The sequence below is a fragment of the Streptomyces sp. SID5464 genome (genome assembly GCF_009862985.1).
Taxonomy (GTDB): domain Bacteria; phylum Actinomycetota; class Actinomycetes; order Streptomycetales; family Streptomycetaceae; genus Streptomyces; species Streptomyces chartreusis_D.
In genome coordinates this window covers 79,553-94,267 of sequence record NZ_WWIQ01000072.1, presented here as the reverse complement: position 1 = coordinate 94,267, position 14,715 = coordinate 79,553, and the positions used below count along the sequence as shown (strand labels likewise).

Sequence of the window (14,715 nt, the reverse complement as noted above, 5' to 3'; positions counted from 1 at the left end):
CTGTGATGGACGTGTTCGCCTACCTGGTCGCCGCGTGGATCTTCCTGGCCGGCTGCTACGGCCTGGCCACCAGCCGCGATCTCATCCACGCCGTCGGCTGCCTGTCGGTGTGCCAGTGCGCGACCTACGTGCTGCTGCTGGCCGTCGGCTACCGGGACGGGGCCACTGCGCCCGTCTACTCCGACCTGGAACCCGGCGCGCGGCCGGTCGTCGACCCGGTCGTGCAGGCCCTGGCCCTCACCGACGTCGTCGTCGGCGCCACCGTCACGGCCCTGCTCCTCGCCCTCGTCGTGCAGGTCTCCAAGCGGCACGGCACCGTCGACCCCGACGAACTCTCCGAGCTGCGCGGCTGATGCACCACCTGCTGCCGCTCCTCGTCGCCGTCCCGCTGCTCGGGGCCGCCCTGCTGGCCGCCGGCGGCCGCCGGGTACCCCGGGCCGCCGCCGAGTCCGCCGGCTGTGCCGTCTCCGCCGGAACCGCCGGGCTCGCGGTCGTCCTCCTGCTCGACTCCTCGCAACCGCAGGTTGAATGGGTGGGCGGCTGGGTGCCCGTGCACGGAGAGAGCGTCGGGATCGTCCTGGTGGGGGACGGGCCGGGGCTCGGCATGGCCGCGCTCGCCTCGACTCTGACCCTGGCCGCCCTGGTGTACTCCTGGCACTACTTCGAGGAACCGCCGCGCGGGCACTCCGGCTCGTTCCCGGCGCTGCTGCTGCTCTTCCAGGCGGGCATGTGCGGTTTCGCGATCGCGGGCGACCTGTTCAACACGTTCGTGTGGTTCGAGCTGATGAGCGTCGTCGCCTACGCGCTGACCGGCCACCGGGTCGAGGAGGCCCGGGCCGTGCAGGGGGCGCTGACCTTCGGCGTCGTCAACTCACTGGGCGCGTACGCCATGCTGATGGGCATCGGCCTGCTGTACGCCCGTACCGGCGAGCTGGGCATGAGGCGGATCGGGCAGGGGCTGGACGCGCACGGTCCGCCCGACGCGCTGGTCCTCGCGGGATTCGTGCTGGTCCTGACCGGGCTGCTGGTCAAGGGCGCGGCCGTACCGTTCCACTTCTGGCTGCCGGACGCGCACGCGGTGGCCCCCACCCCGGTCTGCATGCTGCTGTCGGGCGTCATGGTGGAGCTCGGCGCCTTCGGTGTGTGGCGGGTCCACGACACCGTCTTCTCCGGGCCGGGCGGGCTGCCCGCAGCCGACGTGGAGCGGGCCCTGGTGGCGCTCGGCGTGCTGACGGCGGTCGTCGGCGCGGTCATGTGCTGGTACCAGCGGCACATCAAACGGCTGCTTGCCTACTCGACCGTCGCCCACATGGGGCTGTTCCTCACGGGCATCGGCACCCTCACCCCGGAGGCGGACGACGGGGTCGCCCTGTACGTCCTGGGGCACGCCGGTGTGAAGGCCGCGCTGTTCGCCTGCACGGGCATCCTCCTCGACCGGTACGGCTCGGTCGACGAGCACGCGCTGCACGGCCGGGCCCGGCACCTGCGGGGAGTGGCCGTCCTGTTCGTCGTGGGCGGGCTCGGCCTCGCCGGGCTGCCGCCCTTCGGCACGGCGCTCGGCAAGTCGGTCACCGAGGAGGCCGTGGGCGGCCCGCTCACCGTGCTGTACGTCCTGGCGAGCGCGGTGACCGCCGGGGCGGTCCTGCGGGTCGCCGCGCGCGTGTTCCTCGGCCTCGGGCCCCGGCCGGAGGAAAAGGACGCCTACGAGACGACCGGCTCCGGCGAGGAGCCCGAGACCCGGCACCGGCTGAGCCGGGTCCCGGACACCATGACGGCCGTCCCGGCGGTGCTGCTCGCCGGATCCCTCGCCGTCGGTGTGGTCCCCGGCTTCGGCGGCGCGGTGGGCCACGCCGTGCAGGAGGCCGGAACCGGCGGCCTGGTGCACGTCCCGGTGCACTGGACTCCGCTCGGCGTCCTGCTCGGCCTGGCCTCTTCCGCGTCGGCGCTCGCCCTCGCGGCCGTCGCCGTCACCCGGCCGCGGCTGCTCGCCGCGCCGGGCCGGGCGCTGCCGCTGCGGCGCCTCCAGTCCGGGCACGTCGGGGACTACGTCGCGTGGCTGCTGGTGGGCACGACGCTGCTGGGCGCGCTGGCCCTGCCCGGGGTCCTCGGGAGCTGATCAGTCCCCGTACGAGACGCGCACCTCCTTGAAGCCCAGGGAACGCAGCAGGCCTTCGAGCATGCCCGTGGTGTTGGTCTCGGCCCGGGCGGTCAGCTCGCTCTCCTTCGCCGCGTCGCCGATGTGCCGTACCGCGAGTTTCTGCACGGCCTGTTCGCCGTTGGGGTTGTCCGAGAAGAGGTCGCCCAGGCGGTCGAAGAGACCGCGCTGCTTGGAGACGGCGTAGGAACGGTCGGGGTCGAGGGCCGGCTTGCCCAGTCGCGCGTGGGGCAGCCGGAGCGTGGCGGACGTGCGGTCGCCGTTGACCTGTACGTCGTTGTCGCCGACCTTGCCCAGGTCGACGTAGGCGTCGACGGTGCCCGCGCCGACGTACAGGGTGCGGGTGCCGCGGATCGCGTCGGGGAGGAACTTGGCGTCCTTCTCCAGGTCCACGACGACCTGGAAGTTGCCGGAGGCGGCGTCGTAACGGCTGAGGTCCTGGATGGACTTCAGCAGCGCGGGGCCGGACCGGTCGTGGGTGTCGGTGCCGAACAGGTCCTTCAGGCCCGGGATCACGCTCAGCCGGATCCCGGCGAAGAACACGACGAGCACCAGCACGAGCGCGCCGAGCACCTTCGCCCAGCCGGGCACGCGCCCGGGGAGACGCTTGACGGGAGTCGTCATGCGACGGCCCTCCTTCCTACTGTCCGGATGCCCGCCACGGCCCTTGGCAGACCGGCCGGTTGAGGACGCAAGGACGTCAGCGGAAGCACGGGAGGGCGCACAGGGGGTGTCCGCAAGGTCCCGTCGTCCGCCCGGACGCCGCGGGGCAGGCGGGACTTTGCGGACACCCCCTGGGCATCACACCGGGCCGGAGGCCGCCTCCGGCTGCTCCAGGGCGGCGTCCAGCGTGGGCTGCGGGGGCAGCAGCCGGGACAGGCCGGTGATCCGCAGGACCCGCAGCGTCAACGGGTGGGCGCAGACGAGGAGCAGTTGCCCGTCCCGGTCGAGCACCCGGCTCCTGGCCCGGTACAGCAGCCGCAGGCCCGAGCAGTCGAAGAACTCGATCCCGCTGAGGTCGATCACGATCCGGGCGGCGCGGCGGTTCGTCTCCCGGTCCAGGTGCGGGGCCATCTCCGTGGCCGCGGCGAGGTCGATCTCGCCGCGGAACTCCAGCACCGTGTGCCCCCGTTCCTGGCGGACGCGCAGATGCCGGGTGAGCGGTGCAGGTTCCTGCCGCACGACGAGATCGCCTCCAGCCTGCTCCGTGCGTGGGGAGGGGCCGCGGTCCTCACAACCGTTCCCCGCCCTGCAAGTTACCCTCCAACGAGTGAATTTGAGCATGTTCGATTGACATATGTCTCTGAATTGCGGCCGAGTTGGCCGAGGTTCGCGCGGGGCGTGCGCGGGCGTGAGCGCGGGCGTGATCTCCGGCGTGCGCCTCGGGCCACGACAGAGCGTCCCCGGACTACGACAAGGCGTGCCACGCCTTGATGAGGGCCTGGCGGAACTGCTCGGTCTGGTGCGCCGTGAGGTCGCGCACCATCCGCTCCTCCAGCTCCCGGACGGGCCCGGCGCACTGCGCGAGCAGCTCCCGCCCGGCGTCGGTGAGCAGGATCAGCAGCTCGCGGCGGTTGCGGGGGTTGCGCTCCCGGCGCACCAGCCCGCGGCCCTCCAGGGAGCGGACCAGGTCGGCGATGGACTGCGCGGTGACGAAGGAGTCACGCGCCAGCTGGGCCGCCGACAGTCCGTCGTGCCGCTCCAGCACGGTCAGCGCGGTGTACTGGAGAGCGGTGATCCCGGAGGGTCTGACCAGCTCGTCCAGGTGGGAGCGCACGACGAGCTCCACCTGCTTGACCATGTAGAGCAGGGAAGGGGGTGCCTTGGTCGCCTGTGCGTCGAGCATGGATGCAGGCTAGAGCATTGACAGGAAACCTGTCTGTAAAGAGACTGCGAACCAACAGGAATCCTGTTTGTTGAAATCTTGGCGACGACGCTGAGGAGTGGCGATGACCACCTTCGAGAGGGAACCCGGACGGCTGTTCATCGGGGGACAGTGGCGCGAGGCCGCCGACGGGGCGCGTACCGAGGTGGTCGACCCGTCCCGGGGCACGGTCGTCACCACCGTCGCGGAGGCGGGCCCGGCCGACGTCGACGCGGCCGTGCGGGCCGCCCGCGAGGCCCACGACGACGGCGCCTGGTCCGGTCTGAGCGGCCGCGAGCGGGGCCGGGTGCTGCACCGCGTCGCCCAGCTGATCCGCGAGAACGCCGACGAGATCGCCGCACTGGAGAGCCTCGACGTCGGCAAGCCGATCACGCTGTGCGGCGCCGTCGACGTGACGAACGCGGCCAACGACTACGAGTACTTCGCCAACCTCGCGCAGAGCCAGGACGGCGCCCTGCGCGACACCCCCATGAACGCCCTCGCCTACACCAAGCGCGAGCCGCTCGGCGTGGTCGCCGCCATCACCCCGTTCAACTTCCCGCTGATCCTCGCCGGCTCCAAGATCGGCCCGGCGCTCGCGGCCGGCAACACGGTCGTCCACAAGCCCGCCGACGAGACCCCGCTGAGCGCCCTCTACATGGCCCGGCTGTTCCAGCAGGCCGGCGTACCGGACGGCGTGGTGAACGTCGTGACCGGCACCGGCCCGGTGGCCGGCGAGGCGCTGCTGCGGCACCGGGGCGTCGACAAGGTCGCCTTCACCGGCTCCACCGCGATCGGCAGGCACGTGGCGAGCGTCGCGGGCGAGGCCCTCAAGCCCGTCACCATGGAACTCGGCGGGAACGCCGCGCACATCGTCTTCGAGGACGCCGACCTGGAGAAGGCCGTCGGCGCCGTCATCAAGGGCTTCGTCTTCAACACCGGCCAGTTCTGCATGGGCGGCCCGCGCCTGCTGGTGGCCCGCTCGGTGTACCCCACGCTGCTCGGCATCCTCGCCGAGGCCGTGCCCGGTGTGCCGGTCGGCGACCCGCGCGACCCGGCCACGGTCGTCGGCCCGATGGCGGCCGAGAAGCACCTGAGGAAGGTCGAGGAGTACGTCGCCCTGGCCCGCAAGGAGGGCGCCCGGATCGTCTGCGGCGGCGAGCGGCTCGACCTGGACGGCGGCTACTACTACAAGCCCACCGTCATCGCCGACCTGTCGAACGACTCCCGCGTGGTCCAGGAGGAGATCTTCGGCCCGGTCCTCACCGTGCAGCCCTTCGACGACGAGGACGAGGCCGTCGCCCTCGCCAACTCCACGCCCTACGGCCTGGCCTCGGGCGTCCAGACCACCAACCTCGCCCGCGCGCACCGGGTCGCCGACCGGCTCCAGGCCGGCATCGTCTGGGTCAACGACTGGGCGATGCTCGACCCCGCGATGCCCTTCGGCGGCGTGAAGGACTCCGGCTACGGCCGCGAGTACGGGCCCGAGGCGCTCGCCGGTTACACCAAGGTCAAGTCCGTCGTCGTCTCGCTCGACTGAGACAGTCGTCAAGGAGCTCTTGCGATGCCCACCACCACCCGTGCCGCGGTCGTCGAGTCCGGCGGCGCGCCCTTCACCCTCTCCGACGTCGTCCTGGACGAACCCGGCCCGCACGAGGCGCTGGTCCGCATGGTCGCCACCGGCCTGTGCCACACCGACCTCGGTGTGGCGAGCGGCGGACTGCCCTTCCCGCTGCCCGGGGTCCTCGGCCACGAGGGCGCGGGCGTCGTCGAGGCCGTCGGCTCCGCCGTCACCGGCGTCACGCCCGGCGACCACGTCCTGCTCTCCTTCACCTCCTGCGGCGACTGCCGCAACTGCCGCGGCGGGCACCCCGCGTACTGCGCGACCTGGCTGCCGCTGAACCTGCTCGGCGGCAGCCGGGCCGACGGCACGAGCACCATCAGCCGCGGGGGCCAGGCCCTGGGCGGGCACTTCTTCGGCCAGTCCTCCTTCGCCGAGCGGGCCCTGGCCGACGAGCGCAGCCTCGTCAAGGTCGACCCGGACGTGCCGCTGGAGTCCATCGCCCCGCTGGGCTGCGGCGTGCAGACCGGTGTGGGTGCCGTCTGGAACGTCCTGAAGCCGGACACGGGCAGCACGGTCGTCGTCCTGGGCGCCGGAGCGGTCGGCCTGTCGGCCGTGATGGCGGCGGCCCTCACCCCGGCCACGCGGATCGTCGCCGTCGACAGGGTCTCCGAACGCCTGTCGCTGGCGACGGAACTGGGTGCCACGCACACCGTCGACACGAGCGGGACGGCCCTCGCCCCGGCCCTCGCCGAGATCACCGGCGGCCGGGGCGCGGACGGTGTCGTGGAGACCACGGGCAATGTCGGCGTCCTGCGCCAGGGCGTCGACGCGCTCGCCGCCCGCGGCACCCTGGTCGTGGTCGGTGCCCCGCCCTTCGGCACCGAGGTCGCCCTCGACGTCAACGGCCTGCTCGGGGGCAAGCGGATCGTGGGCCTCACCCTCGGCGACAGCGAGACCCAGACCATGATCCCCGCGCTGGTCCGCCTGGTGAAGGACGGTCGGCTCCCGCTGCACCGCCTGATCGGCACGTATCCCTTCGGGGACATCGACCGGGCGGTGCAGGACATGAGGTCGGGCAAGACGATCAAGCCGGTCCTGATGTTCTGACGCGGAGAACCCGGGGGGTGCGGTGGACCTGTGTGTGCGGCCCGGCCGTGGCTTGTCGCGCAGTTCCCCGCGCCCCTTCGGGGCGGCGTTGCCGTCCGGGTCAGTCGTCGACCAGGACCAGCTTCCCCGTCGTTCGGCCCGTGTCGCCCGAGGCGTGGGCCTCCGCGGCGGCGGCCAGCGGGAAGGTTCCGGCGATGGTGGCGCGGAGCCTGCCCGTCTCGGCGAGTTCCGCGATCGTCTCCATGCCTGCGCGGTCGGCGTCGACCAGCATCCGGACCGCGCGCACACCGAGCCGCCCGGCCTCTTCGTAGAAGTCGTCCGAGCCTCCCGGCAGGATCGACACCACGACCCCGCCCGGGCGCAGGACGCGCAGTGAGCGCAGGGCGTTGTCGCCGCCGATCGTGTCCAGGACGACATCGACGTCCTTCACGGCCTCGGTGAAGTCCGTCTCCCGGTAGTCCACCGCCTCGTCCACGCCGATCTCCCGCAGGAACCCGTGCTTGCCCGCGCTCGCGGTGCCGATCACATGGGCGCCGCGCGCCTTGGCGATCTGCACCGCCACGTGCCCGACCCCGCCCGCAGCGGCGTGGATCAGCACCCGCTGCCCGGGCCGCAGCTCCGCGTGCTCGACCAGCGCCTGCCACGCGGTCAGCGACACCAGCGGGAGCGCGCCCGCCTGGACGTGGTCGATCCCGGCCGGCTTGCGGGCCAGGGCCCGTACCGGAGCGATGACGTACTCGGCGTGCGAGCCGTGCCCGAACGGATACGGCAGCATGCCGAAGACCTCGTCACCGGGCGCGAACGCCGCGACGCCGATGCCGACAGCCTCCACCACCCCGGAGACGTCCCAGCCGAGGACGAAGGGCGGATCGCCCAGGAAACCGCCCGTGGCGCGGTGCTTCCAGTCGGTCGGGTTGACCCCGGCGGCCCGCACCCGGACCAGCACCTCGTTCGGCCGGGGCGCCGGGCGCTCGATCTCCACTTCCTTCAGGACCTCGGGGCCGCCGAGGACGTCCTGGCTGATGGCTCGCATCGTGTTCTGTGTGCTCATGGTGATCAAGCGTGCCCGTCCGCGCCCGAGCCGCCAATGGCAGAATTGCCAACCTTCGATAGGATCGTGCCATGCGACGTGAGCGAGTGGTGGTCCTGGCCCTGGACGGCGTGTACCCGTTCGAACTGGGCATCCCGAGCCGGATCCTGGGCGCGGCCGACGGCCGGTACGAGGTGCTGACCTGCTCGGTCGACGGCGGTCCGGTGCGCACGAACGCGGACTTCGGCGTCACCGTGGAACACGGCCCCGAGGCCCTGGCCACGGCCGACACGGTGGTGATCGCGCCCGTCGCGCCCGCCCACCTGGCCGACGAGGTGCCGGGCGACGTCCTGGCCGCGCTCGCGCTCATCCGCCCGGGGACGCGCATCGTCTCCATCTGTACCGGCGCCTTCGTCCTCGCCGCCGCCGGGCTCCTCGACGGCCGCAGGGCGACCACCCACTGGCAGGTCGCCGACCACTTCCGGCGCATGTTCCCGCACGTCGACCTCGACCCGGACGTGCTGTTCGTCGACGACCACCCGATCCTCACCTCCGCCGGAGCCGCCTCCGGCGTGGACGTCTGCCTGCACCTGGTCCGCAAGGACCACGGCAGCCGCCTGGCCAACACCGTCGCCCGCCGCTGCGTGGTCCCGCCGTTCCGGGACGGCGGCCAGGCCCAGTACATCGAACAGCCCGTCCCCGAACAGGGCGCCGCGACCACCGCGGCCACCCGCGCCTGGGCCCTGGAACGCCTCGGCGAACCGCTCACCCTGGCCGACCTCGCCGGTCACGCCCGGATGAGCCTGCGCACGTTCGCCCGCCGCTTCCACGAAGAGGTGGGTCTCAGCCCCGGCCGCTGGCTGATCCAGCAGCGGGTGGGCCGGGCCCGGCATCTGCTGGAGTCCAGCGACCTCACCGTCGACCAGATCGCGGGCCGGGTCGGCTTCGCGACCGGCGCCTCCCTGCGCCAGCACCTGAACGCGGCGATCGGGGTGACCCCGCAGGCCTACCGCCGCACGTTCCAGACCACGCGCTGACCCGGCACGGCCCGGCGTCCGCCCAACTGCTCGGGCAGCAAAGCCATTTGTCGACCTGTTGCTTTCTGTCGGAGCGTGACGGAACCCTCACGTCCGGCGGGGGGCAAGGTTGATCCTTTCGGGTTCAAACCCGATAAGGTTCCGATCGGCGCTGCGAGTTGACGCGATCGCGTCCGGTCGACTCGCGGTGCGTACTCATGAGTGCGGTCCACACCCCCCTGTTCGATCGTGTTGCCTCGAAGGATGCAGATGGAACTCGCCACTCCGCCACCGGCGGCGCGGGCCCCTGTCGCCTGGTACAGCTGGTGGTTGATGCCGCTGGGCTTGGGAGGCGGGACCGTTGCCGCCACGTTCATGAGCTCGGAGCGAATAACCACGGCCGTCGCCGGCATCGCGGCGACGGCGGCCGGTGCCGTGTGCGTACGCCTGCTGCTGCGCACCCGGGCCCAACTGCACAGGGCGGAGGGCTCCTTCCGCACCACGCAGGCCGAGCACAACCAGCAGTGGCAGCAGCATGTCGCGGGCCTGGAACGGAAGTTCTCCGCCGAGCGCGCCACGTTGGAGTCCCAGCTCACCGAGCAGAACGCGTCGTACGAGCGGCGCCTCGCCGAGCAGAGCGCCACGTACGAGTCGCAGCTCGCCGACCAGTCCCGGGCCTATGAGGAACGGCTGACCGAGCAGGCCAGGTCCTACGAGGCCCAGCTCGCCGACCAGGCCGAGGTCTGGCAGGAGCAGCTCTCCCACCAGCTCGCCGCGGTCGCCCGGCTCGCCGACGAGCAACTGCCCGACGCCATGGAGAAGCTGCGCTCCGGCGAGGCCATCGACGACGTCCTGCCGACCGTCAACCAGTGCGCGAAGGTCAGCGCCGACCTCCAGGCCGAACTGCGCAAGCTGCTGCGCACCGCCCTGATCGGCCTGGAGGCGGAGTTCGACCGCTCCACCTCCGCCGAGCAGGCCGTGATCAGCATCGGCAACCGCATCCACGTGCTGACCAGCAAGCTCCGCGGCCGGCTGCACGAGATGCAGGGCGAGCACGGCAGGCTCCCGGCCGTCGCGCGCGGTCTGATGGAGCTCGACCAGGAACTCGGCCCCGCCGACTCGCTCGCCGCGAGCATCGGTGTGCTCGGCGGCTCGGACCGTCCGGGACGCCAGTGGCAGGAGCCGCAGCGGCTGCTGAGCGTGGTGCGCGGCGGCATCGGCCGCATCAAGGACTTCCACCGCGTCCAGGTGCGCCATCTGCCCGAACTCGGCGTCGACGGCGGCCTGGTGGATCACCTGACGCTGATCTTCGCCCACCTCCTGGACAACGCGGCCCGCTACTCGCCGCCCACCGAGCCGGTGCTCATCTCCGGCAAGGAGGTCCCCAACGGCGTCGGCATCGAGATCCAGGACTCCGGCAAGGGCCTGAGCGAGGAGAAGAAGCGCGAGGCCGAGCACGCCCTCGCGGGCACCGCGCCCGGCGCGGGCCTCGGCGGCATCACCGAGGACGCCAGCATCGGCCTGCGCGTCGTCGGCGCCCTCGCCCGCCGCTACGGCATCCGGGTCACCTTCGCGGACTCGCCCTGGCTCGGCACCTCCGTGGTGGTCGTGGTCCCGCACAAGTACTTCAGCCCGCTGCCGGCGGCCACGGCCGCCCAGGCCGCGCCCGCCCCGGAGGTGCGTACCGCCGCGGCCGCCCCGGCCCGCGAGACGGTCACCGCCCCCGCGCCGGCCGCGCGGACGGAAAGCGTGGAGACCACACCCGGCGGACTGCCCCGGCGCCGCAGCAAGCGGAACGAGACGGACGGGCCCAGGCAGGCCGACCGGACCGACCGGGGCACCGTCTCCGCCGTCCCGCCGGACGCCTCCTTCTCCGGTCTCGCGGCCTTCGCCACCGCCGGACGCGACGCCGAAGAGGCCTCCCCGGCGGGCGACGACCGCGATACCCCCGCCGGACGCGTGTCCACCGAGTACCGCACCGAAGAGAGCGACTAGTCCTCATGACGCAGCAAGGAACAGATGTGAGCTGGGCGCTCCGTGATCTCGTCGAGAGCATCCAGGAGATCCGTTTCGCCCTCGTGGCCTCCAGCGACGGCAAGGCCATCACCTCCTACGGCGCCGAAGACCCCGACGACGTCGACCGCTTCGCCGCCGTGGTGGCCGGCCTCCAGGCACTGGCCCAGCCGGTCGCCGAGCAGTTCCCCAAGTACGCCGGGCAGTTGCGCCTCGCGATGATCGAGGTCGACGGCGGGCACCTCTTCGTCGTCCGCGCCGGTGTGGAGACGTACCTCGGTGTCCTCGCCAGGGAGGGCCTCGACCAGGGCCTGCTCGGGCACCAGATGAGGGACCTGGCCCGCAGGATGGGTGAGCTCCTCGGCACCACTCCGCGCCTGGAGGAGCACTCTGGATGAGTGCTCCCCGCAGGCCGTCGGACCCGTCCGGTCTCGAGCGCTACTACGTCCTCACGGGAGGGCGCAGCGGACCGGGCGGTTCGGCGTCGAGCCTCGACGTGGCGACTCTCGTCGTCGCCCGCGCCGCCCCGTTACCGGGCATGCAGCACGAGCACGAGGAGATCCTCCGGCGCTGCCGCGATCCGCTGTCGGTCGCCGAACTCGGCGCCCACCTGGGGCTGCCCTTCAACATTCTCGCGGTGCTGCTGTCGGACCTGCTGGACGCAGGTCGCGTCGAAGCCCGTGATCCCATCCCGGCGCACGACGCCGGCCGCGGGCCCGACCTCGCGCTCCTTGAGGAGGTACTCAGTGGACTTGAAAGGCTTTGACCAACCCGGAGGGCGGGCGGCCGGGGACACCCGCTCGGTGAAGGTGATGATCGCCGGCGGGTTCGGCACCGGGAAGACCACCATGGTCCGGTCGGTCAGCGACATCAAGCCGCTCACCACCGAGGAGACCCTCACCCAGGCCAGCGTCGACGTCGACCACCTCATCGGCGTCGCCGACAAGACGCAGACCACGGTCAGCCTGGACTTCGGCAAGATCGGGATCAACGAGAGCCTGGTGCTCTACCTGTTCGGCACGCCGGGCCAGGAGCGGTTCTGGTTCTTGTGGAACGGGCTGTTCAAGGGGGCGCTCGGCGCGATCGTCCTGGTGGACACGCGCCGCCTGGAATCCAGTTTCCGGGCGATCGAGGAGATGGAGCGGCAGGACGTCCCGTTCGTCGTCGCGCTGAACGTCTTCCCCGACTCCCGGAACTACCCGGTCGAGGAGATCCGCGACGCCCTGGACATCCCCGAGCACACCCCGGTCGTGGCCTTCGACGCACGCGACCGGGCCTCGAGCCGTGACGTCCTCGTCGCCCTGATCCACCACCTGAAGGAACGCTCGGCCGTGGCCCTGGAGCCCCGATGAACGATCAGACCGAAAACCCCCTCCAGGCACCCCGCGGCTGCCCCGTCGCCCACCAGGCGACCGAACTCACCCGGCTCTACGGGCCGGAGGCCTCGACCGACCCGGTGGGCATCTACGAGCGGCTGCGCAAGGAGCACGGCTCGGTCGCGCCGGTCCTGCTCGAAGGCGACGTTCCCGCCTGGCTGGTCCTCGGCTACCGCGACAACCGGCGGGTGCTCGACAACCCCCGCCAGTTCAGCCGGGACGCGCGGATCTGGCGGGACTGGGCCGAGGGGCGCGTCGAGGAGACCTCGCCGCTGATCCCGATGCTCGGCTGGCGGCCGGACTGCGTCTCCCAGGACGGCGAGCCGCACCGCAGGCTGCGGGCCGCCGTCACGGACGGACTCCAGGCGGCCTCGGCCCGGGGCATCCGGCGGCACGCGACCCACTTCGCGAACAAGCAGATCGACGCGTTCGCGGCCACCGGACGCGCCGACCTCGTGTCCGACTACGCCGAGTACCTGCCGATGCTCGTCCTCTCCCGCATCCTCGGGCTGCCCGAGGCGGAGGGCCGGGACCTGGTCGAGTCCTGCGCCCAGGTCCTCAAGGGCGGCGAGGACGCCCTGGCGCACAACGACCGCATCATGGCGATCCTCGGGGAACTGGCCGAGCGCAAGCGGGCCGAGCCCGGTGGTGACTTCACCACCGCCCTGCTGGGGCACGCGGCCGGCCTCGACGAGGAGGAGGTGGTCAGCCATCTGCGTCTGGTACTGATCGCCGCGCACACCACGACCAGCAACCTGCTGGCCCGGGTCCTCCAGCTGATCCTCACCGACACCGCCCGGCTCTCCGGACTGATCAGCGGGCAGCTGAACATCTCGGCCGTGGTGGAGGAGGTCATGTGGAACAGCCCTCCGCTGGCCGTGCTGCCGGGCCGGTTCGCCGCCGGCGACCTGGAACTCGGCGGCCACCAGATCCAGGAGGGCGACCTGCTGGTCCTCGGCCTCGCGGCGGGCAACATCGACCCGGAGATCCGGCCGGACACCGGCGTCTCGGTCCAGGGCAACCAGGCTCATCTGGCGTTCAGTTCCGGTCCGCACGAGTGCCCCGGGCAGAGCATCGGCCAGTCCGTCATCGAGATCGCCGTGGACGTCCTGCTGCACCGCCTGCCGGGCCTGACCCTGGCCGTGCCCCCGGACGAGCTCACCTCGACCGCCTCCACGTGGGAGTCGCGGCTGGACAGCCTGCCGGTCGAGTTCCCGGTCTGACGCCGGGCCCGGCCGGATGTCCGGCCGGGCACCGTCCCGTCGTCACACGGTCAGCAGGTCGTCCACCGATCCCCGTCCGGCCAGTTCGGCCGTCGCCACCGGGCCCTCCTTCGCCGCCGCGTAGCGGCCGCTGGTCAGCGCCCACTCGTAGTTGCCGTTGATCCAGTGCTGGATGGCCTCGACGCCCATCCGCACCCGGTCCCGCTCCGCCTCGTCGAGCCGCAGTTCGTCGCACATCTGCGGGACACGCTCCTGGAGTTCGAGGTACTCGTCGAGACAGGCGATCGTCATCCGGTACGCCTCGTCGGTGGCCTGCTGCCAGGAGCAGCCCCGCTCCCGGCGCAGCACGGCGATGAGGTTGTGGCCGTCGCCGCGCCGTTTCTCCCGCTCGAAGGAGTGGATGTCGTTCATGAACCCGATGGTGTCCGCGGCCAGGTCACGCATCCGCTCCATCACCGGATGCCCCATCGCCTGGGCGGGCACCTCGAAGCCGCGGCTGCGCTCGCCCGCGTCGATGCTGTGGTGGATGCCGACCGTACGGCGCCGGAACTCGGCGTACTCGTCGAGCCCCAGCGTGCCCTCCAGACCCCGGGCCGCCAGGTCGACCTCCTCGCAGTGCGCGACCAGGAACCGCCCCCACGAGGCGGCGAAACGCGTCTGCCATGTCAGGGACATGCCATGGGAGAGGTACTTCCACACCTCGGCCCAGGCGAGGGTGATCGGACAGGCCACCCGGGGCGGACTGCCCGCCGGCCGCAGGGGCGTGACGATCAGCTCCCGTGCGACCTCCGCTATGCGGTCGGCGCGGTCGGGCCGGCTGGCGTCGAACTGGTCGTCGAAGAGGAAGGCCAGCGAGAACCAGTTCATCAGGACGACCATGTCGTCCGCCGACGCGTGCGGATAGGTGCGCGCTGCCGCCTGGGGCAGGTCCCAGGACTTGTACTCCTCGAACCCGTCCCGGCTGCGAACCAGGCGCATCTCCCACACCCAGCGCAGATGGCGTGCCCGGGCGTACTCCAGATGCTCGCTGACCGGCGTGTCGAAGGGGAGATCGAACCGGACGTCCTGAGGCATGTGCTTCCTTTCGGGAGACGGACCGCAGAGTCCCCCCACCCCTGCGAGCGAGCGGTGCCGTGAACCGCCCGCACACTCGAACTCGGCTTCGCAGTCCGAAAGTTGAACCGAGAAGCGCTACGAGACTGCCCAAGGCGTGAATAAGCCATTCCGTGACCCTGCCGTGATGTCCGTTACTGCCCGAAGCGCATGAGCTGCGTATACTCCCTCGTCCCTCACCCGGCCCCGGCTTGTCGACCGGGCCTCCGCAGCCTCGGAACGTCACACTGGTGACCGTCCGTTGACGACGTTTC

The 14,715-nt window shown here is 71.9% G+C and carries 15 protein-coding genes; 10 read left to right on the top strand and 5 right to left on the bottom strand.

Going from position 1 to position 14,715, the window contains the following annotated elements; translation table 11 throughout:
* Nucleotides 1-5: 5 nt before the first annotated feature.
* Nucleotides 6-353 (top strand): sodium:proton antiporter, encoded by a 348-nt coding sequence (locus GTY47_RS34230; RefSeq protein WP_040903308.1) that lies wholly within the window; start codon nt 6-8, stop codon nt 351-353.
* Complete coding sequence (locus GTY47_RS34225; RefSeq protein ID WP_010040631.1) at nt 353-2,116, top strand: complex I subunit 5 family protein; 1,764 nt, start codon at nt 353-355, stop codon at nt 2,114-2,116. The genes GTY47_RS34230 and GTY47_RS34225 overlap by 1 nt, the downstream gene beginning before the upstream one ends.
* On the opposite strand, the gene GTY47_RS34220 is transcribed toward GTY47_RS34225, so the two are convergent.
* The 3 genes from GTY47_RS34220 to GTY47_RS34210 form a co-directional block, all read right to left on the bottom strand.
* The gene (locus tag GTY47_RS34220) at nt 2,117-2,779 is read right to left on the bottom strand and encodes a DUF4230 domain-containing protein (protein WP_010040630.1); all 663 of its coding nucleotides are present in this window, start codon (nt 2,777-2,779) and stop codon (nt 2,117-2,119) included.
* A 177-nt stretch (nt 2,780-2,956) separates the two neighbouring features.
* Nucleotides 2,957-3,337: an anti-sigma factor antagonist gene (locus tag GTY47_RS34215; RefSeq protein WP_010040626.1), complete on the bottom strand. Its 381-nt coding sequence runs from the start codon at nt 3,335-3,337 to the stop codon at nt 2,957-2,959.
* Between the two features lie 226 nt (nt 3,338-3,563).
* Nucleotides 3,564-4,001 carry a MarR family transcriptional regulator gene (locus GTY47_RS34210; RefSeq protein WP_010040624.1) on the bottom strand — a complete coding sequence of 146 codons (438 nt, stop codon included), beginning with the start codon at nt 3,999-4,001 and terminating at the stop codon, nt 3,564-3,566.
* A gap of 103 nt (nt 4,002-4,104) precedes the next feature.
* Here GTY47_RS34210 and GTY47_RS34205 point away from each other — a divergent pair, with 103 nt between their 5' ends.
* Both GTY47_RS34205 and GTY47_RS34200 read left to right on the top strand, forming a co-directional pair.
* Nucleotides 4,105-5,559 carry an aldehyde dehydrogenase family protein gene (locus GTY47_RS34205; RefSeq protein WP_010040622.1) on the top strand — a complete coding sequence of 485 codons (1,455 nt, stop codon included), beginning with the start codon at nt 4,105-4,107 and terminating at the stop codon, nt 5,557-5,559.
* Between the two features lie 24 nt (nt 5,560-5,583).
* Nucleotides 5,584-6,690 (top strand): NAD(P)-dependent alcohol dehydrogenase, encoded by a 1,107-nt coding sequence (locus GTY47_RS34200; RefSeq protein ID WP_010040618.1) that lies wholly within the window; start codon nt 5,584-5,586, stop codon nt 6,688-6,690.
* A 100-nt stretch (nt 6,691-6,790) separates the two neighbouring features.
* Here GTY47_RS34200 and GTY47_RS34195 read toward each other — a convergent pair whose 3' ends face one another.
* Nucleotides 6,791-7,741, bottom strand: a complete 951-nt coding sequence (locus GTY47_RS34195) for an NADP-dependent oxidoreductase (protein WP_029181225.1) — start codon at nt 7,739-7,741, stop codon at nt 6,791-6,793.
* Between the two features lie 71 nt (nt 7,742-7,812).
* On the opposite strand from GTY47_RS34195, the gene GTY47_RS34190 reads away from it, so the two are divergent.
* The 6 genes from GTY47_RS34190 (at nt 7,813) to GTY47_RS34165 (ending at nt 13,348) form a co-directional block, all read left to right on the top strand.
* On the top strand, nt 7,813-8,757 hold the full coding sequence (locus tag GTY47_RS34190; protein ID WP_010040615.1) for a helix-turn-helix domain-containing protein: 945 nt from the start codon (nt 7,813-7,815) through the stop codon (nt 8,755-8,757).
* 249 nt (nt 8,758-9,006) lie between these two features.
* The gene (locus GTY47_RS34185) at nt 9,007-10,731 is read left to right on the top strand and encodes an ATP-binding protein (RefSeq protein ID WP_010040613.1); all 1,725 of its coding nucleotides are present in this window, start codon (nt 9,007-9,009) and stop codon (nt 10,729-10,731) included.
* 5 nt (nt 10,732-10,736) lie between these two features.
* Nucleotides 10,737-11,147, top strand: a complete 411-nt coding sequence (locus tag GTY47_RS34180; RefSeq protein WP_003994857.1) for a roadblock/LC7 domain-containing protein — start codon at nt 10,737-10,739, stop codon at nt 11,145-11,147.
* A complete protein-coding gene (locus tag GTY47_RS34175) occupies nt 11,144-11,515 on the top strand; it encodes a DUF742 domain-containing protein (RefSeq protein WP_010040608.1) in 372 nt (123 codons plus the stop codon). The genes GTY47_RS34180 and GTY47_RS34175 overlap by 4 nt, the downstream gene beginning before the upstream one ends.
* Nucleotides 11,496-12,101, top strand: a complete 606-nt coding sequence (locus GTY47_RS34170; RefSeq protein ID WP_029181224.1) for an ATP/GTP-binding protein — start codon at nt 11,496-11,498, stop codon at nt 12,099-12,101. The genes GTY47_RS34175 and GTY47_RS34170 overlap by 20 nt, the downstream gene beginning before the upstream one ends.
* Complete coding sequence (locus GTY47_RS34165) at nt 12,098-13,348, top strand: cytochrome P450 (protein WP_010040597.1); 1,251 nt, start codon at nt 12,098-12,100, stop codon at nt 13,346-13,348. Before GTY47_RS34170 ends, GTY47_RS34165 begins: the two co-directional genes overlap by 4 nt.
* Before the next feature lie 42 nt (nt 13,349-13,390).
* On the opposite strand, the gene GTY47_RS34160 is transcribed toward GTY47_RS34165, so the two are convergent.
* Complete coding sequence (locus GTY47_RS34160; RefSeq protein WP_010040594.1) at nt 13,391-14,422, bottom strand: 7-epi-alpha-eudesmol synthase; 1,032 nt, start codon at nt 14,420-14,422, stop codon at nt 13,391-13,393.
* Nucleotides 14,423-14,715: the final 293 nt, after the last annotated feature.

What these genes read in the sequence shown, in the direction of transcription:
- GTY47_RS34230 (WP_040903308.1), top strand. Translation starts at nt 6, where the DNA reads ATGGACGTGTTCGCCTACCTGGTCGCCGCGTGGATCTTCCTGGCCGGC.
- GTY47_RS34225 (WP_010040631.1), top strand. Translation starts at nt 353, where the DNA reads ATGCACCACCTGCTGCCGCTCCTCGTCGCCGTCCCGCTGCTCGGGGCC.
- GTY47_RS34220 (WP_010040630.1), bottom strand. Translation starts at nt 2,779, where the DNA reads ATGACGACTCCCGTCAAGCGTCTCCCCGGGCGCGTGCCCGGCTGGGCG.
- GTY47_RS34210 (WP_010040624.1), bottom strand. Translation starts at nt 4,001, where the DNA reads ATGCTCGACGCACAGGCGACCAAGGCACCCCCTTCCCTGCTCTACATG.
- GTY47_RS34205 (WP_010040622.1), top strand. Translation starts at nt 4,105, where the DNA reads ATGACCACCTTCGAGAGGGAACCCGGACGGCTGTTCATCGGGGGACAG.
- GTY47_RS34200 (WP_010040618.1), top strand. Translation starts at nt 5,584, where the DNA reads ATGCCCACCACCACCCGTGCCGCGGTCGTCGAGTCCGGCGGCGCGCCC.
- GTY47_RS34195 (WP_029181225.1), bottom strand. Translation starts at nt 7,741, where the DNA reads ATGAGCACACAGAACACGATGCGAGCCATCAGCCAGGACGTCCTCGGC.
- GTY47_RS34190 (WP_010040615.1), top strand. Translation starts at nt 7,813, where the DNA reads ATGCGACGTGAGCGAGTGGTGGTCCTGGCCCTGGACGGCGTGTACCCG.
- GTY47_RS34185 (WP_010040613.1), top strand. Translation starts at nt 9,007, where the DNA reads ATGGAACTCGCCACTCCGCCACCGGCGGCGCGGGCCCCTGTCGCCTGG.
- GTY47_RS34180 (WP_003994857.1), top strand. Translation starts at nt 10,737, where the DNA reads ATGACGCAGCAAGGAACAGATGTGAGCTGGGCGCTCCGTGATCTCGTC.
- GTY47_RS34175 (WP_010040608.1), top strand. Translation starts at nt 11,144, where the DNA reads ATGAGTGCTCCCCGCAGGCCGTCGGACCCGTCCGGTCTCGAGCGCTAC.
- GTY47_RS34165 (WP_010040597.1), top strand. Translation starts at nt 12,098, where the DNA reads ATGAACGATCAGACCGAAAACCCCCTCCAGGCACCCCGCGGCTGCCCC.
- GTY47_RS34160 (WP_010040594.1), bottom strand. Translation starts at nt 14,422, where the DNA reads ATGCCTCAGGACGTCCGGTTCGATCTCCCCTTCGACACGCCGGTCAGC.